11 protein-coding genes and 1 tRNA gene are annotated in these 13,493 nt (G+C 70.2%); 3 read left to right on the forward strand and 9 right to left on the reverse strand.

Annotation, left to right across the window (positions count from 1 at the left end; translation table 11 throughout):
• Window positions 1–105: 105 nt before the first annotated feature.
• The 3 genes from EDD93_RS02930 to EDD93_RS02940 form a co-directional block, all read right to left on the reverse strand.
• Entirely contained in the window at window positions 106–2,160 is a 2,055-nt protein-coding gene (locus EDD93_RS02930; RefSeq protein ID WP_185092196.1) for a tetratricopeptide repeat protein, read from the reverse strand.
• 213 nt (window positions 2,161–2,373) lie between these two features.
• Window positions 2,374–2,447 (reverse strand) — tRNA-Met (locus EDD93_RS02935).
• Between the two features lie 52 nt (window positions 2,448–2,499).
• On the reverse strand, window positions 2,500–5,496 hold the full coding sequence (locus tag EDD93_RS02940) for a UPF0182 family protein (protein ID WP_185092449.1): 2,997 nt from the start codon (window positions 5,494–5,496) through the stop codon (window positions 2,500–2,502).
• A gap of 127 nt (window positions 5,497–5,623) precedes the next feature.
• Between EDD93_RS02940 and EDD93_RS02945 the strand changes: the two genes are divergently transcribed.
• Entirely contained in the window at window positions 5,624–6,193 is a 570-nt protein-coding gene (locus EDD93_RS02945; protein ID WP_260255601.1) for a PPA1309 family protein, read from the forward strand.
• A 29-nt stretch (window positions 6,194–6,222) separates the two neighbouring features.
• Here the strand turns inward: EDD93_RS02945 and EDD93_RS02950 are convergent, their stop codons facing one another.
• The 4 genes from EDD93_RS02950 to EDD93_RS02965 form a co-directional block, all read right to left on the reverse strand.
• Window positions 6,223–7,311 (reverse strand): PDZ domain-containing protein, encoded by a 1,089-nt coding sequence (locus EDD93_RS02950; RefSeq protein ID WP_123523680.1) that lies wholly within the window; start codon window positions 7,309–7,311, stop codon window positions 6,223–6,225.
• A gap of 192 nt (window positions 7,312–7,503) precedes the next feature.
• A complete protein-coding gene (locus EDD93_RS02955) occupies window positions 7,504–7,692 on the reverse strand; it encodes a hypothetical protein (protein ID WP_123523681.1) in 189 nt (62 codons plus the stop codon).
• Window positions 7,693–7,820: 128 nt separating this feature from the next.
• Window positions 7,821–8,282, reverse strand: coding sequence for a molybdenum cofactor biosynthesis protein MoaE (locus tag EDD93_RS02960; protein WP_123527552.1), 462 nt, complete (start codon window positions 8,280–8,282; stop codon window positions 7,821–7,823).
• A 162-nt stretch (window positions 8,283–8,444) separates the two neighbouring features.
• On the reverse strand, window positions 8,445–9,695 hold the full coding sequence (locus EDD93_RS02965) for an SDR family oxidoreductase (protein ID WP_123527553.1): 1,251 nt from the start codon (window positions 9,693–9,695) through the stop codon (window positions 8,445–8,447).
• 190 nt (window positions 9,696–9,885) lie between these two features.
• Here EDD93_RS02965 and EDD93_RS02970 point away from each other — a divergent pair, with 190 nt between their 5' ends.
• Window positions 9,886–11,391 carry a zinc-dependent metalloprotease gene (locus EDD93_RS02970; protein ID WP_123523682.1) on the forward strand — a complete coding sequence of 502 codons (1,506 nt, stop codon included), beginning with the start codon at window positions 9,886–9,888 and terminating at the stop codon, window positions 11,389–11,391.
• Window positions 11,388–11,936, forward strand: a complete 549-nt coding sequence (locus EDD93_RS02975) for an NUDIX hydrolase (RefSeq protein ID WP_123523683.1) — start codon at window positions 11,388–11,390, stop codon at window positions 11,934–11,936. The genes EDD93_RS02970 and EDD93_RS02975 overlap by 4 nt, the downstream gene beginning before the upstream one ends.
• A gap of 94 nt (window positions 11,937–12,030) precedes the next feature.
• Here the strand turns inward: EDD93_RS02975 and EDD93_RS02980 are convergent, their stop codons facing one another.
• Both EDD93_RS02980 and EDD93_RS02985 read right to left on the reverse strand, forming a co-directional pair.
• A complete protein-coding gene (locus EDD93_RS02980) occupies window positions 12,031–12,786 on the reverse strand; it encodes an AIM24 family protein (RefSeq protein WP_123523684.1) in 756 nt (251 codons plus the stop codon).
• A 19-nt stretch (window positions 12,787–12,805) separates the two neighbouring features.
• Window positions 12,806–13,486: an AIM24 family protein gene (locus EDD93_RS02985; RefSeq protein ID WP_123523685.1), complete on the reverse strand. Its 681-nt coding sequence runs from the start codon at window positions 13,484–13,486 to the stop codon at window positions 12,806–12,808.
• Between the last annotated feature and the right edge of the window lie 7 nt (window positions 13,487–13,493).

The raw sequence follows: 13,493 nt of genomic DNA on the forward strand, positions 1-13,493 counted from the left end.
CACCGGGAACGCCCTGGAACCTCAGCCAGATCAAGGCCGTCCGGCGATCGAGGACAAGGCGGGGCCGAAGGCGCCGCGCCCCCGAACCCCGCCACCGGCTCCCGCCTACGCGGTCAGCTCCTGGTGCAGCGCCTCACGCAACCGCGCGGCCCGCTCCGAGACCTCCGCCGGCCCCAGCTCCACCGCCCGCGCACACCACCGCTGCCCCTCGGTGAGCTCACCGCGGCGCGCGGCCAGCAGGGCCAGGCGCAGGGCCGCCCGCCCGTGCCCGTCGTTCGCGGCACGGCTCCACCACAGCGCCGCCTCGCGCTCACTGCCCTCGCGGGCGAGCAGCAGACCGAGGTTGAAGGCCCCGTTACGGCTGCCCGACTCGGCCGCCTCCCGGTACCAGCGGCCGGCGCTCTCCACATCGCCCCGGGACGCGGCGAGCATCCCGACGCGCACCTGGGCCCGGCGATGGCCCTGCTCGGCGGCGCGCTCGTACCACTCCTCGCACTCGGACTTCTCCGGCATCGGCTCACCCAGGGCGGGCGGGCCCGGCGGCGGCAGCCGCGAGTCCAGCACCCCGGCGAGCCGGAAGGCGGCCTCCGCGCTGCCACCACCGGCGGCGCAGCGCAGGTGGCGCTCCGCCTCCCGCTCCTCACCGTGGTGCAGCAGCGCCATGCCGACCTGCAGTGCGGCCTCGGTATGGCCGGCCGCCGCGGCCCGCTCGTACCAGAGCAGGGCGGCCCGGTCCTCGTCGCGCCCGGCGTGCAGGATGCCCAGGTTGAACGCGGCGTCGACACTGCCCGCCTCGGCGGCCTTGGAGAACCACGGCTCCGCACCGGTCGCGTCGCCCGCCTGGAGCAGCAGCACGGCCAGCGCGTTGGCGGCCTCCCGGTGACCTGCGTACGCGGCGCGGCGGTACCACTGCTCGGCCTGCGCCGTACGGTCCTGGGCGGCGCAGAGCAGCCCCAGGTTGTACGCGCCGTTGACGTCACCGGCGTCCATGGCCGCGCGGTACCAGCGCTCGGCGGTTTGCTGCTCCCCGCGGGCGGCGTGCAGCGCACCGAGCGCGTTGGCGGCGTTGCCGTCACCCTCCTGTGCGGCGCGCAGCCACCACACGGCGGCGCTCTCCCGGTCGCCGGCGTCACGGAGCAGGAAGCCGAGCGCGCACGCGGCACGCGCCTCGCCCGCCTTGGCCGCGATGAGGTACCAGCGTCCGGCCTCCTTCAGCTCGCCGCGCTGCTCCAGGATGGCGCCGAGGTGCAGGGCGGCACGCCGGTGACCGCGCGCGGCGGCCTGGCGGTACCACTGCTCGGCCTCACCGACCCGGCCGGCTTCGGGGCCGGCGACCGGGCTGTCGTCCTTGCGCCCGGCCGGCCGGCCGGGGGCGGTGCCCGACTTGTCGTCCGCTGCGGTGCGGGGGCCGAGTCCGGGGCGGCCGAACGCGTCGTGTGCGTCGTCGGCCGCGTTGCGCTCCACCATGCGCGCCAGCCGGTAAGCGGCTTCGCGGTGCCCCTGCTCGGCGGCGGCACGCAGCCAGCGCTCGGCGCCGACGTCGCTGCGGTGCTCAAGGAGGTCGGCGAGGGCGTAGGCGCCCAGCGCGTGGCCCTGCTCGGCGGACTGGCGCAGCCAGTACTCGGCGCCGGGCTCGTCACCGCGCTCGCGGTAGTGGCGTCCCAGGGCGTGCGCGGCCGCGGCGGAGCCGGCGACGGCAGCGGTCCGCCACCAGTCGGCCGCCTCGTCCGGGTAGCCGCGCTGGTGCAACAGGACGCCGAGGTTGTTCGCCGCCGCCCGGTCGCCGTCGGCGGTGGCAGCGCGCAGGTAGGCCTCGGCTCCGCTCAGGTCGCCCCGGCGCAGCAGCAGGGCACCGAGGACGCTCATCGACGCGGTGTCCCCGGCGTCGGCGGCACGACGGTGACGCGCCTCGCTCTCGGCGTTGTCCGCACTCTCTGCGGTCTCCGCGCCCTCGGCGTGCTCCACGCCGTCCGCGGACTCTGCGGTCTCTGCACTTTCGACGGTCGCGGCACACTCCGCAGTCTCGGCGGTCTCGATGTAGTCGTTGTACCGTGCGGCGGCGGCAAATGCCACATCCAGCACGTTTTCTGCCGGATGGGCATGACGCTGACCAAACCGCCCTGTCTCCAACAGAGTTGCCCTGTCCCCCATAAATACCATCGTCGCACCACCTGTAACCCGCGTACACCTGGTATATCGCGGCCAGCGAGGTCAATTCAGCGTTTTGTCGACTTGCCCACAGAGAGACAAGTCAAGCACGTCCCTGTCCAACTGCTGCCCCATGAACCGCACTTCACGCCGACTGTGCGAAAAAGTCACGACGACACGGCGAAGGCCCGGATCCTCGAAAGGATCCGGGCCTTCGTCTTTCAGTAGCGGGGACAGGATTTGAACCTGCGACCTCTGGGTTATGAGCCCAGCGAGCTACCGAGCTGCTCCACCCCGCGCCGTCGTGCTGAAACCGTACCACGGCGCGGAGGTGAAGCTTTACCGAGTCACTCAGCCACCGCTGCCGGTGCTCGCCGGCTTGTCCGACGCGCCGGCCTTGTCACCGTCACCGGCCTTGTCACCCTTGTCGGTGCCGTCGGCCTTGTCACCCTGGCCCGCCTTGTCACCGTCGCCGGTACTGCCGGACTTGGGCTGGGCGGCCGCCGCACGCTCCAGGGCGTCCTGGAGATCCGTCTGGGCCTTGCCGTAGGCGGTCCAGTCCTGCTTCTTCAGGGCTGCCTCGCCTTCCGTGTAGGCCTTCTGGGCGTCCGCGATCGCCTTCTTCAGCGCGGCGTCGCCGGTGGCCGGCGGCTCCGTGGTGTCACCCGGTGGTCGCGTGTTCTCGGCCGGTGGCCGGCTCGTATCGGACTCGTCCACCCCGAAGACCGCGTTGAGCGCATCCCCGAGACTGTTCTCGAAGACGGTCTTCGACCCGTACGAGGCGGCGACCTTGCGCAGCAGCGGATAGTTCTGGGTGCCACCGCGCGTGTACACCGGCTCGATGTAGAGGAAGCCCCCCTCGAGTGGCACCGTCAGCAGGTTGCCGTACTCGATGTCGGAGTCGGTGCCCTTCAGGTTTCTCACGAACTCGGCGACGTCGTCGTTGCCGTTGAGCTCACTCTGTACCTGGCCGGGGCCCTTCACCGTGGTGGTGACTCTGAGCAGTCTTATCGTGCCGTAGTCCTTGCTGGACGCGTCGGCGTCCACCGCCATGAACGCCCCCAGGTTGGGCCGCCCCTTGGGGGTGAGCGTCGTCGTCAGCGAGAACTTCTGGGCCTTCTGGTCCGGCATCTTGATGCTCAGGTAGTAGGGCGGGACGGCGCCGGACTCCTTGTTCGTCGGGTCGTCCGGGACCTGCCACGCGTCACTGCCGCTGTAGAACTGGGCGGGGTTCTCGACGTGGTAGCGGGTCAGCAGCTCGCGCTGCACCTTGAACAGGTCCTGCGGGTACCGCAGGTGATCCATCAGGTCCTGCGGGATGTCCGCCCGGGGCTTCACGGTCCCGGGGAACGCCTTGCGCCAGGTCTTGAGGATCGGGTCCTCGGTGTCCCACTCGTAGAGCTTGACCGTGCCGTCGTAGGCGTCGACGGTGGCCTTCACCGAGTTGCGGATGTAGTTGACCTGGTTCTGCTGGGCGACGACGGCGCGCTGGTTGGTGGTCAGCGAGTCGGCTGTGGTGTCACCCAGCGTCGTACGCGAGGCGTACGGGTAGCCGTTGGTCGTGGTGTACGCGTCGACGACCCACTGGATGCGGCCGTTGACCACGGCCGGGTAGGCGTCGCCGTCGATGGTCAGCCAGGGAGCGACCGCCTCGACCCGCTCCTTGGGGGTGCGGTTGTACAGGATTCGCGAGCCGTCACCGATGGCTCCCGAGTACAGGATCTGCGGCTCGCTGAACGCTACCGCGTAGGCGGCGCGGTTGAACGCGCTGGAGAGACTGACCCCGCTCTTGCCCTTGTAGCTGGTGGTCTTCTCGCCGTCCTCCTCGTAGTCGAGCTCCTTCTGGGGCCCGCCGACGATGGAGTACTGCTCGGTCTTCTCGCCGTAGTAGATCTCCTGCTGGTACTTGCCCAGCTCGCCGGTGGTCGGCAGGCCCGACTCGGTGAAGTCGGGAGATCCCTTCGGGTTCGTGCCGGTGGTGGTACCCCGCGCGGCGATCGCGCCGTAGCCGTGGGTGTAGGTGAAGTGGTCGTTGATCCAGTTGCGCTTGGGGATGCCCTGGAGGTTGAGCTCGCGCAGACCGATGACCGTGTCCTGCTCCTTGCCGGACTCGTCCTTGTAGCGGTCGACATCCAGCGTCTTGGGGAACTGGTAGTAGTTCCTCTTCTGCTGGAGCTGCTGGAAGGCCGGGGAGACGACGTTGGGGTCCATCACCCGGTAGCTGGCCGCCGCGTCCGCGCCGGCGCGGAGCTTCGTCTCGTCGTCCGTGGTGCTCTTGCCCGCGTAGTCGTCGACCTGTGCGTCGTCGATGTCGTAGGCGTCACGCGTGGCGTCGATGTTCTTCCGGATGAACGGGGCTTCCTTGGCCTGCTCGTTCGGCTGGACCTGGAACTTCTGCACGATCGCCGGGTAGAGCCCGCCGATCAGGATCGCGGAGAGGACCATGAGCCCGAAGCCGATCACCGGCAGCTGCCAGGTGCGGCGCCAGAGCGTCGCGAAGAACAGCACGGCGCAGATCGCGGCGATGCAGAACAGGATCGTCTTCGCCGGGAGGTAGGCGTTGGCGTCGACGTACCGCAGACCCGTCCAGTTGTCCGTGGCCTTGAAGTCGCTGGACTTCACGGCGAGCCCGTAGCGGTCCAGCCAGTACGCCACGGCCTTCAGCGCGACGAAGATGCCGAGCAGAACCGAGAGGTGACCGGTGGCCGCCCCCGTCGCCCGCGCGCCGGGGCTGGTGATGCGCAGCCCGCCGTACAGGTAGTGCGTCAGCGCGGCGGCGACCAGGGAGAGCACCGTGGCCGCGAAGCCGAAGCCCAGCAGGAAGCGGTACCAGGGCAGGTCGAAGGCGAAGAAGGACACGTCCAGATGGAACTGGGGGTCCTTCTGCCCGAACGACACGCCGTTCACATACATCAGCCAGGTACGCCACTGGCCGGAGGACGACGCTCCGGCGATCAGCCCCACGAGCGCGGTGATCGCGAGCAGCACCCACTTCTTGTACGGGGCGAGGCCCATCCGGTAGCGGTCCAGGCTCTGCTGTTCCAGCGACATCGCGCTCAGCGGCGGCCGGAGCCGGTGCGCGAGCCAGATGTTCACGCCGACGGCGACGGCCATCAGCAGCCCGAAGACGAGGAACAGCCCGATCTTGGTCCACAGGGTGGTGGTGAAGACGGATGAATACGCGACCGATCTGTACCAGAGCCAGTCCGTCCAGAAGCCCGCGAACATGACGAACGCCATGGCGAGAATCGCCAGGACGCCCAGTGTCATGAGCAGGGTTCGGGCGCGCCGGGACGGGCGGCCGACTCTGATCCGTGGCCCTGTCGGGCCTCCGCCGCGGTCCGGCATCTGGAAAGCCAACGTGCGCACCTCAAAGTTCGCGGTCGTGTTGAAGGGGCCCCGCGATCGTAGAGCCCACCTATGCAACTTACTGAGGCTTTACCTAGTTCCCGTTCCCGGGGCAGAAGGAGGCAGGATGTTGTCCATGTCCAACGTTTCCCCCTCAGGCCCTCCGATGGCCGCGAGCCCGCTCACCGTGGCGGTGCTCGAAATCGACGAATACATCTCCGGCCTCGGCTGGGACCAGCCCGCCCGGCTCTTCGCCCTCGTCGACACCGCCCGGCTGCGGGTCCAGGAGCCGGGCCTCGCCGCCCAGCTCGGCCTCGACGGCGACGGCTCGAAGGCCGCCGCACTCACCCCTATTGAGCAGGAGGAGCTTCCCGCAGGTACCGCGCTGGACGAGTTCCTAGCCACGATCGCCTGGCCGGACGCGGTGGTCGGGTGCGCGATGACGGTGGAGCGGCTGATGCTGCCGCCGTCCGCCGAGGCCTCCGTCCCCGAAGGTCTCGACGACACCCAGCTGACCAAGTGGGTGGCCGGTCATCCGGACCGTCAGGAGGTGCGGATGACCGTGGCCGTGCTGCGGGACGGCGCCCGGGAGTCGGCCGTACGGCTCCGGGAGAAGGACTCCCCGAACGAGGTGCTGACCGGTGCCGGTCTGGTGCCGGGGCTGGCCGAGGCACTGGCCGCGACCTTCGAGTCCTGACCCGTCCGGTCCGCCGGAGCGGGGACCGGTCAGCCTGTCGAGCAGCTCGCCAGGCCGGCCGTGTCCCCCGAGCGGATCCTGTCCAGCGACTTCTTGGCGTCGTCGATCGTCTTCACCCGCACCAGGGTGAGTCCGTCGGGGGTGTCGGACGCGGCCGACTTGCAGTTGTCGGCCGGGGTCAGGAAGTAGCGCGCGCCGGCGTTGCGCGCGCCGACCAGCTTCATGTTGATGCCGCCGATCGGTCCGACCTTGCCCTTGTCGTCGATCGTCCCGGTGCCCGCGACGAACTTGCCGCCGGTCAGCTGTCCCGGAGTGAGCTTGTCGACGATGCCGAGCGAGAACATCAGACCGGCACTCGGGCCGCCCACGTCGGCGAGCTTGATGTCGATGTCGAACGGGAAGGTGTGGTCCGTACCCGCCTGGATGCCGACGATCGCCCGGTTCTCCTTGGGCGCCTTCGCGGTGGTGAGGGTGATCTTCTCGGTCCCCTCGGGCTCCTTGCCGGCCTTCTCGGCCGCCGCCGCGGCCTTGGCCGGGATGACCGTGAAGGTGACGTCCTGGCCGGGCTTGTGCCGGGTGACGAGCTTCGCGACGTCCTCGGGCTGCTTGACCGCCGTACCGTCGACGGCCTTGATCACGTCGCCGGCGTGCAGCTTGCCCTGGGCGGGACTGTCCTTGATGACCGTGGAGACGACGACCCGTGACGACACCGGGATGCCCAGTTCGGTGAGGGCCGCGACCTTGGCGCTCTCCTGGGACTGGCTGAACTCCTCGGCGTTCTCCTGCGTCGACTGCTGCTCGGTCTTGCCGTCCGGGTAGAGCGTGTCGTGCGGTACGACCAGGCTGTCGTGGCCCAGCCAGCCGTACACGGCCTCGACGAGGTTCATCCTGTAGTCGGCGCCGGTCACCCTGACCGTCGTCATGTTGAGGTGGCCGGACGTCTTGTACGTCTTGTGCCCCGTGATCTGCAGGACGGGGTCCCCGTCGACCTCACCGAGCGTGTTCACGGTCGGCCCGGGGGACATCTCCGCGTACGGCACTTTGATCAGCACACCCGCGCAGAGCAGCGCGATCAGAACCAGGGTGGAGGCGAGCATCGTCGCGGTTCGGCGTGGCATGGAACGACAGTACGGGAAGGGTCCGTCTGTCCACCGCCGGGGCCGGTCCGTACGAGGGGCTGAGCCCGCGTCCGTGCGACGCCCGGCGCAGCGCCGGTACGAGGTCCGGGACGGGTATACGCAGAGACGTCGGCGGCTCTCGGCGGACGACGCGGCGGCTCGGATTGGCGACCGCGTACGTTCGGCGTGGCGTCAGACGTTCGATATCTGCTCGACCGGTTCCGAACCGGAGTGCGACTTCTCCATCGCCTCGCGGAACCGGGCGTAGCCGGCGAGCTCGGTCACATCGCCGGTCGTGCGATTACGGGCGGCCCAGCTTCCCCATATCGCGGCACCGAACGCAGCAAAAAGCGGAATCAACAACCAGGCGAGTGCTGCCATGACGACCTCCCTGCCCCATGAGCAACCGCAACTGACCGATCAGCAGATTAACCATCTGCAGAGCCAACGCTCACGGCAGGGGTGCGGTTACGCAAATCGGGGGGAAGCCCACCCGGCCGGGTTTGCGCTCAGCAGGCGCCGACCCACTCCTCCGTCCCGTCCGAAAAGCGCTGGTGCTTCCAGATCGGAACCTCGTGCTTGAGGTCGTCGATGAGCCTGCGGCAGGCCTCGAAGGCCTCCGCGCGGTGCGGACAGGAGACCGCCACGACCACGGCGAGATCGCCCACCTCCAGTTCACCCACTCGGTGGACGGCGGCGAGCGCCCGGACCGGGAAGGCACCCACGACCTTCTCCGCCACCCGGCGCATCGCGTCCAGGGCCGAGGGGTGGCACGAGTAGCCGAGCGCACCCACGTCCTGGCCGCCGTCGTGGTTGCGCACGGTGCCGACGAAGAGCGCGGTGCCGCCCGCGGCGTCGTCGCCCACGGCACGGAAGACCTCGTCCAGCGACAGCGGCGTGTCGCGGATGTCCAGCAGCCGGATGGGGTCCGGTGCCGCCTGCTCGCCGGGGTGGTCATGCGTAGGTGCCATACGGACCATCGTGCCGTACCGCGCCGGCATCACGGAATAGCGCAATCCGCTGGTGGGACGCCGTCGCCCTTGGAGCCTCCTACAGACGCCGGAACCGTGCCCGGACACCCGGAACAGGCCCCGGGGCCCGTATCGGGTTGCCGGGGCGCCTCGGGACAGCCCTCAGATACGGCGGCGCGCCTTGCGGGCGCGTCGTACCAGCGCGGCGGTGCCCAGCAGGGCCACGGTCGCACCGGCGGCACCGGCCGCGGTGGCGTCCTTGCGGCCGAGCCGACGGCCGGCGAGGGTGTGCCGTCCCTCCACCTCCTCGAGGAGCGCGGCGAGCACCTCCTCGTTGGTCCAGCTCGGGCGCCAGCCCGCGTCGTGCAGCCGGCTCACGCTCACCACCCAGGGGTGCATCGTGTACGCCAGATCGCCTGCGGGGGACGGGGTGAGGCCGATCCGGTGCAGCCTGGCGGCGGCTCCGAGCGCGACGGCGGAGGGCAGCTCCATCCGGCGGACGCCGCTGATCTCCTCGACCTCCTCCTGTTCGAGCCAGCCGTCGCAGCCGACCGCGAACTCTCCGTCGATCTTCTCGAGCGCGGCGTACTCCAGTGCCGTGACCAGGTCGTCCACGTGGCAGAACTGCCAGGTGGGATGCGATCCGGCGACGACCAGGAGGCGCGGTGACTCGAAGTACCGGGTCAGCGCCGTGTCGGTGCCGCCGACGAGCACCGTGGGGCGGACCACCGTGACGTGGAGCCCGGGGTGGGCGCGGGGCGCGCGGCGGCCGAGCCGTTCGATCTCGAGGAGGTCACCGACGCCTGTCGCCTCCGCGGTGGCCCGCAGCTCGGCGTCCTCGGCCAGCGGGATGTCGTTGTCGGGCAGCGCGCCGTAGACCATCGCGGAGGTGCACAGCACGACCCGGTGGACGCCGACGGCCGCCGCGGCGGTCAGCACGGTCTGGGTGCCGCGCACGTTGTAGGCGGTGCGGGCGGCGGCATCGGTCTCCAGGTCGAGGTCGAGCGCCAGGTGCACCACGACGTCCGCGCCCCGCAGCTTCTCCGCGATCGCCGGGTCGCGGACGTCGAGGATGTGCCAGGTGGCCTCGGAGACCTCCCCGCGACGCTCGTCGATGGCGATGACCTGCTTGATCTCCTCTGAGGCCGCGAGCCGGGCCGCGAGCAGTTCTCCGACGCCCGTGGCGGCTCCGGTGATGGCCACGACGGGTCCACGGCTCCTGGAACGGCTCCGGTCGGCTTTGCTGCCGGTCCTGGGCTCGGCCGGGCCGGCGGTCGTGGTCTCGGTCGGGTCCTGCGACCCGTTCTCGGGCTTCTTCTCGTTCTTCTTCCCGGGCTTCTTCTCGGGCTTCTTCTCGGGCGGCGGGTCGGCCAGGTTTCGCGCTGCGCGAACCTGTGGATCTGGGGAACTCACCGGGCGTCTCCAGCGGTTGTCTTCAGTACGTACCCGAATGACGCGTACGTACCAGGTGGCGTCCATCCTGCCGCAGGCCGGGAGCCGGCGGAGCACTGAGGCCCTGAGCGGACTTGGTGTCTACGCTGGATGGTGATGTCGGGCAGTCGCCGTCGGTTCGATCCGGCGGCCCTACGAGCCGAGGAAACCCGTGAGTGACACCCCATTCGGATTCGGCCTTCCGCCGGAGGAGCCGGACGACGGCGACCATGGCAAGAAGAAGGACCCCACCGGAGGTGGGCAGGGTTCGGGCGGTCCGGCGAACCCGCTCGGCTTCGGCCCCGGCGCGGGCGGTGACAACCCCTTCGCCGCCATGTTCGGTTCGATGAACCCGAACGACCTGGGCGCCGCCTTCCAGCAGCTCGGCCAGATGCTGAGCTACGAGGGCGGTCCCGTGAACTGGGACATGGCCAAGCAGATCGCCCGCCAGACCGTCTCCCAGGGCAATGCCGACGGCACCAAGGACGCGAGTGTCGGCCCGTCCGAGCGCGCCTCGGTCGACGAGGCCCTGCGACTGGCGGACCTCTGGCTGGACGGCGTGACGTCACTGCCGTCCGGTTCGGTCTCCACCGTGGCCTGGAGCCGCGCGGAGTGGGTCGAGGCCTCCCTCCCCGCCTGGCAGAAGCTGGTCGACCCGGTGGCCGAGCGTGTCGGTCTCGCCATGGGCGACGTGCTGCCCGAGGAGATGCAGGCGATGGCGGGCCCGCTGATCGGCATGATGCGGTCGATGGGCGGCGCGATGTTCGGCCAGCAGATCGGGCAGGCCGTCGGGGTGCTGGCCGGTGAGGTCGTCGGCTCGACCGACATCGGGCTGCCGCTGGGCCCCGCCGGCAAGGCCGCGCTGCTGCCGCTGAACGTCGAGCGCTTCGGCAAGGACCTGAGCGTGCCGCAGGACGAGGTGCGGCTGTACCTGGCGCTGCGCGAGGCCGCTCACCAGCGTCTCTTCGCCCACGTGCCGTGGCTGCGCTCGCACCTGTTCGGTGCCGTGGAGGGCTACGCGCGCGGCATCAAGGTCGACACCAGCAAGCTGGAGGACGTGGTCGGCCAGTTCGACCCGTCGCAGCCCGAGCAGCTGCAGGAAGCGCTTCAGCAGGGCATGTTCCAGCCGGAGGACACCCCGGAGCAGAAGGCCGCGCTGGCCCGCCTGGAGACGGCGCTCGCGCTGGTCGAGGGCTGGGTGGACGCCGTGGTGCACGAGGCCGCGAAGTCGCGGCTGACCTCGGCGGACGCGCTCCGCGAGACGATGCGCAGGCGGCGCGCCTCCGGCGGTCCCGCCGAGCAGACCTTCGCCACGCTGATCGGTCTCCAGCTGCGTCCGAGGCGGCTGCGTGACGCCTCGCGGCTGTGGGCCTCGCTCACGGACGCGCGGGGCCTCGACGGGCGCGACGCGCTGTGGGAGCACCCCGACATGCTGCCGACCGCTCACGACCTGGACGATCCGGACGGCTTCGTCCACCACGAGCAGCTGGACTTCTCCGAGCTGGACAAGATGCTCGGCGAGGCCGCGAACGGGCCGCAGAAGCCCGCTGCGGGCGGCGACAGCAAGGACGGGCCCGGCCAGGACGGCGCCGAGGGCAAGGGCGACAGCGGTACAGCCGGCGAAGGCACGGACGGCGACAGCAAGGACGACGACAGCAAGGACGACACCGACAAGTGAACCTGCACGACGACGCCGTTCTCGTACTGAAGAACTACGGGGGCGGTGGGGACGGAGCCCAGGAGGAGCTGCGCCGGGCCTATCTGGAGCACCTGGCAGTGCATCCCGACGGCATGTGGAAGGCGTGCGGGGCCGGGCACCTCACGGCGAGCGCGCTGGTCGTGGACCCCGAGCGCGGCAAGGTGCTGCTCACGCTGCACCGGAAGCTGCGGATGTGGCTGCAGATGGGCGGTCACTGCGAGCCCGGGGACGCCACGCTGGCCGGGGCGGCGCTGCGCGAGGCCGCCGAGGAGTCCGGTATCGCCGGTCTGACGCTGCTGGCGGGCAGCCCGGTCACCCTGGACCGCCACGCGATCCCGGCGCCCTGCAACTGGCACCTCGATGTCCAGTACGCGGCGCTGGCCCCCTCGGGCTCGACCGAGCGGATCAGTGACGAATCGCTGGACCTGCGCTGGTTCGCCTACGACGAGGTCCCCGAGGTCGCCGACTCCTCGGTGGTGCGCCTGGTGGAACGTACGCGGGCGGCGTTGGACGGCGTCCGCTAGCGGAAACGGAACGGCGACAGCACGGCGGGACCGGAGCACCGGTAAGGGGCGTCCTCCATGGAGGACGCCCCTTACCGGTGCCATCGGGTGCGGCTCAGTTCCAGGCGTTGTTCTGGTTCTGGGCGTGGACCCCCTGCTGCCCCATGCCGAACTGGGCGGCCAGCCCCTGGCCGATCTGGGCGCTCTGCGGCGGCAGCACCTCACTCGGCTGGACCAGTGCGAAGCCCTGCCCGAGGAAGCTGAGCTCCCAGCCCTCTCCGGTGTTGCCGCGTCGGCGCATGACGCCCGAGGAGTGCGTCTGGGCCTGCATCTGCACGCGCAGCGAGCTGGACCAGGCGACCACGGCGTCCGCGTCGGCGTTGACGTACTTGTCGGGCGTGACCTGCATCATCAGGGGCTGGCCGGAGGTCATCAGGGCGACCTTGCCGCTGCCCGAGATGTTGAGCTGGTACTTGCCGGTGCCCGAGATGCCGTACTGGCTGTCCACCGCGATGACCTCGGTGTGCAGTGACGAGTCGAGCGCCAGGACGTAGGCGCTGTCCACCGTCATGCCGTCGCGGTCGACATCCACCACGTGGACGTACTGCGCCAGGTTGGCGAGATAGACGGTGCCCTGGCCCGAGCACCGCATCAGCTCGAGGCCCTCACCGGTGCTGGCGCGGGCCCGGCGCTGTCCGTGCGACTGGTACTCGCCGTCGAACTCCATGAGCCCCTGGTAGGCGACCATGGCGCCCTTGCGGGCCAGGACGTCGTCGCGGCCGGTCAGCGAGACCCGCAGGAGCTGCGGATTCTGGACCGTGTACCGGTCCTGGGACTGCTGTTCCGTGTAGCTGAAGAGCGGACTCTGCATGGTGTGTTCTCCCTCCCCGTCAGTTCCGGACCCGCAGGCGGTCGGTACTGTCCTCGCTCGGCTGGACGACGACGATCCCCTGGCCGGAGAAGGCCATCTGGAACGCCTCTCCGCTGCCCCGCCCGATGAGCGAGGAGGCCTTGAAGCTGCGCTTGCCCTTCACCTTGAGGTTCGGGGACCACGCCACCAGCGCGTCCGGGTCGACGTACGTCTCGTCCTCGCCGCGCCCGCAGTCCACGACGATCGGCGTGCCGCGGGAGGTGATGGCGACCCATCCGGTGCCCGAGATGCAGACGTTCCAGAGGCCCTGGCCGGCGAACTTGGCGAGCCCCTTGACCCGTTCGACACCCCAGGTGAGATGGGCGTCGAAGGCGAGGACGTTGGTGCCGTTGACCGAAAGGGAGTCGTTGTTGAGATTGATGACGACCACGTCCGCGCCGTAGTCGGCGAGGTAGAGCAGCCCGTCACCGGCGCACTTCATCAGGGGCGTGCCCTCGCCGGTGATCCACTGCGAGGCCATCTGACGGACGGCGGGCGGATTGGGTTCGTACTGGACGAAGCCCTCGTACGCCACCATCGAGCCGGTGCGCGCGTAGAGGTCCTGGCCGGTGGCCATGGCCACCTTCAGCATCGAATGGCCGTGGTTCGCCATCCGGGCCGTTACGGGTGTCGGGGCGTAGCCCGCGAGTTGCTGATTCATGACGGGC

Origin of the sequence: Streptomyces sp. 840.1, from assembly GCF_003751445.1 — a bacterium.
In the GTDB taxonomy this organism is placed as follows: Bacteria; Actinomycetota; Actinomycetes; order Streptomycetales; family Streptomycetaceae; genus Streptomyces.

Excerpts from the sequence above, each read along its gene's own strand:
- EDD93_RS02930 (WP_185092196.1), bottom strand. The coding sequence starts at position 2,160 with ATGGTATTTATGGGGGACAGGGCAACTCTGTTGGAGACAGGGCGGTTT.
- EDD93_RS02940 (WP_185092449.1), bottom strand. The coding sequence starts at position 5,496 with ATGCCGGACCGCGGCGGAGGCCCGACAGGGCCACGGATCAGAGTCGGC.
- EDD93_RS02945 (WP_260255601.1), top strand. The coding sequence starts at position 5,624 with ATGTTGTCCATGTCCAACGTTTCCCCCTCAGGCCCTCCGATGGCCGCG.
- EDD93_RS02950 (WP_123523680.1), bottom strand. The coding sequence starts at position 7,311 with ATGCCACGCCGAACCGCGACGATGCTCGCCTCCACCCTGGTTCTGATC.
- EDD93_RS02955 (WP_123523681.1), bottom strand. The coding sequence starts at position 7,692 with ATGGCAGCACTCGCCTGGTTGTTGATTCCGCTTTTTGCTGCGTTCGGT.
- EDD93_RS02960 (WP_123527552.1), bottom strand. The coding sequence starts at position 8,282 with ATGGCACCTACGCATGACCACCCCGGCGAGCAGGCGGCACCGGACCCC.
- EDD93_RS02980 (WP_123523684.1), bottom strand. The coding sequence starts at position 12,786 with ATGCAGAGTCCGCTCTTCAGCTACACGGAACAGCAGTCCCAGGACCGG.
- EDD93_RS02985 (WP_123523685.1), bottom strand. The coding sequence starts at position 13,486 with ATGAATCAGCAACTCGCGGGCTACGCCCCGACACCCGTAACGGCCCGG.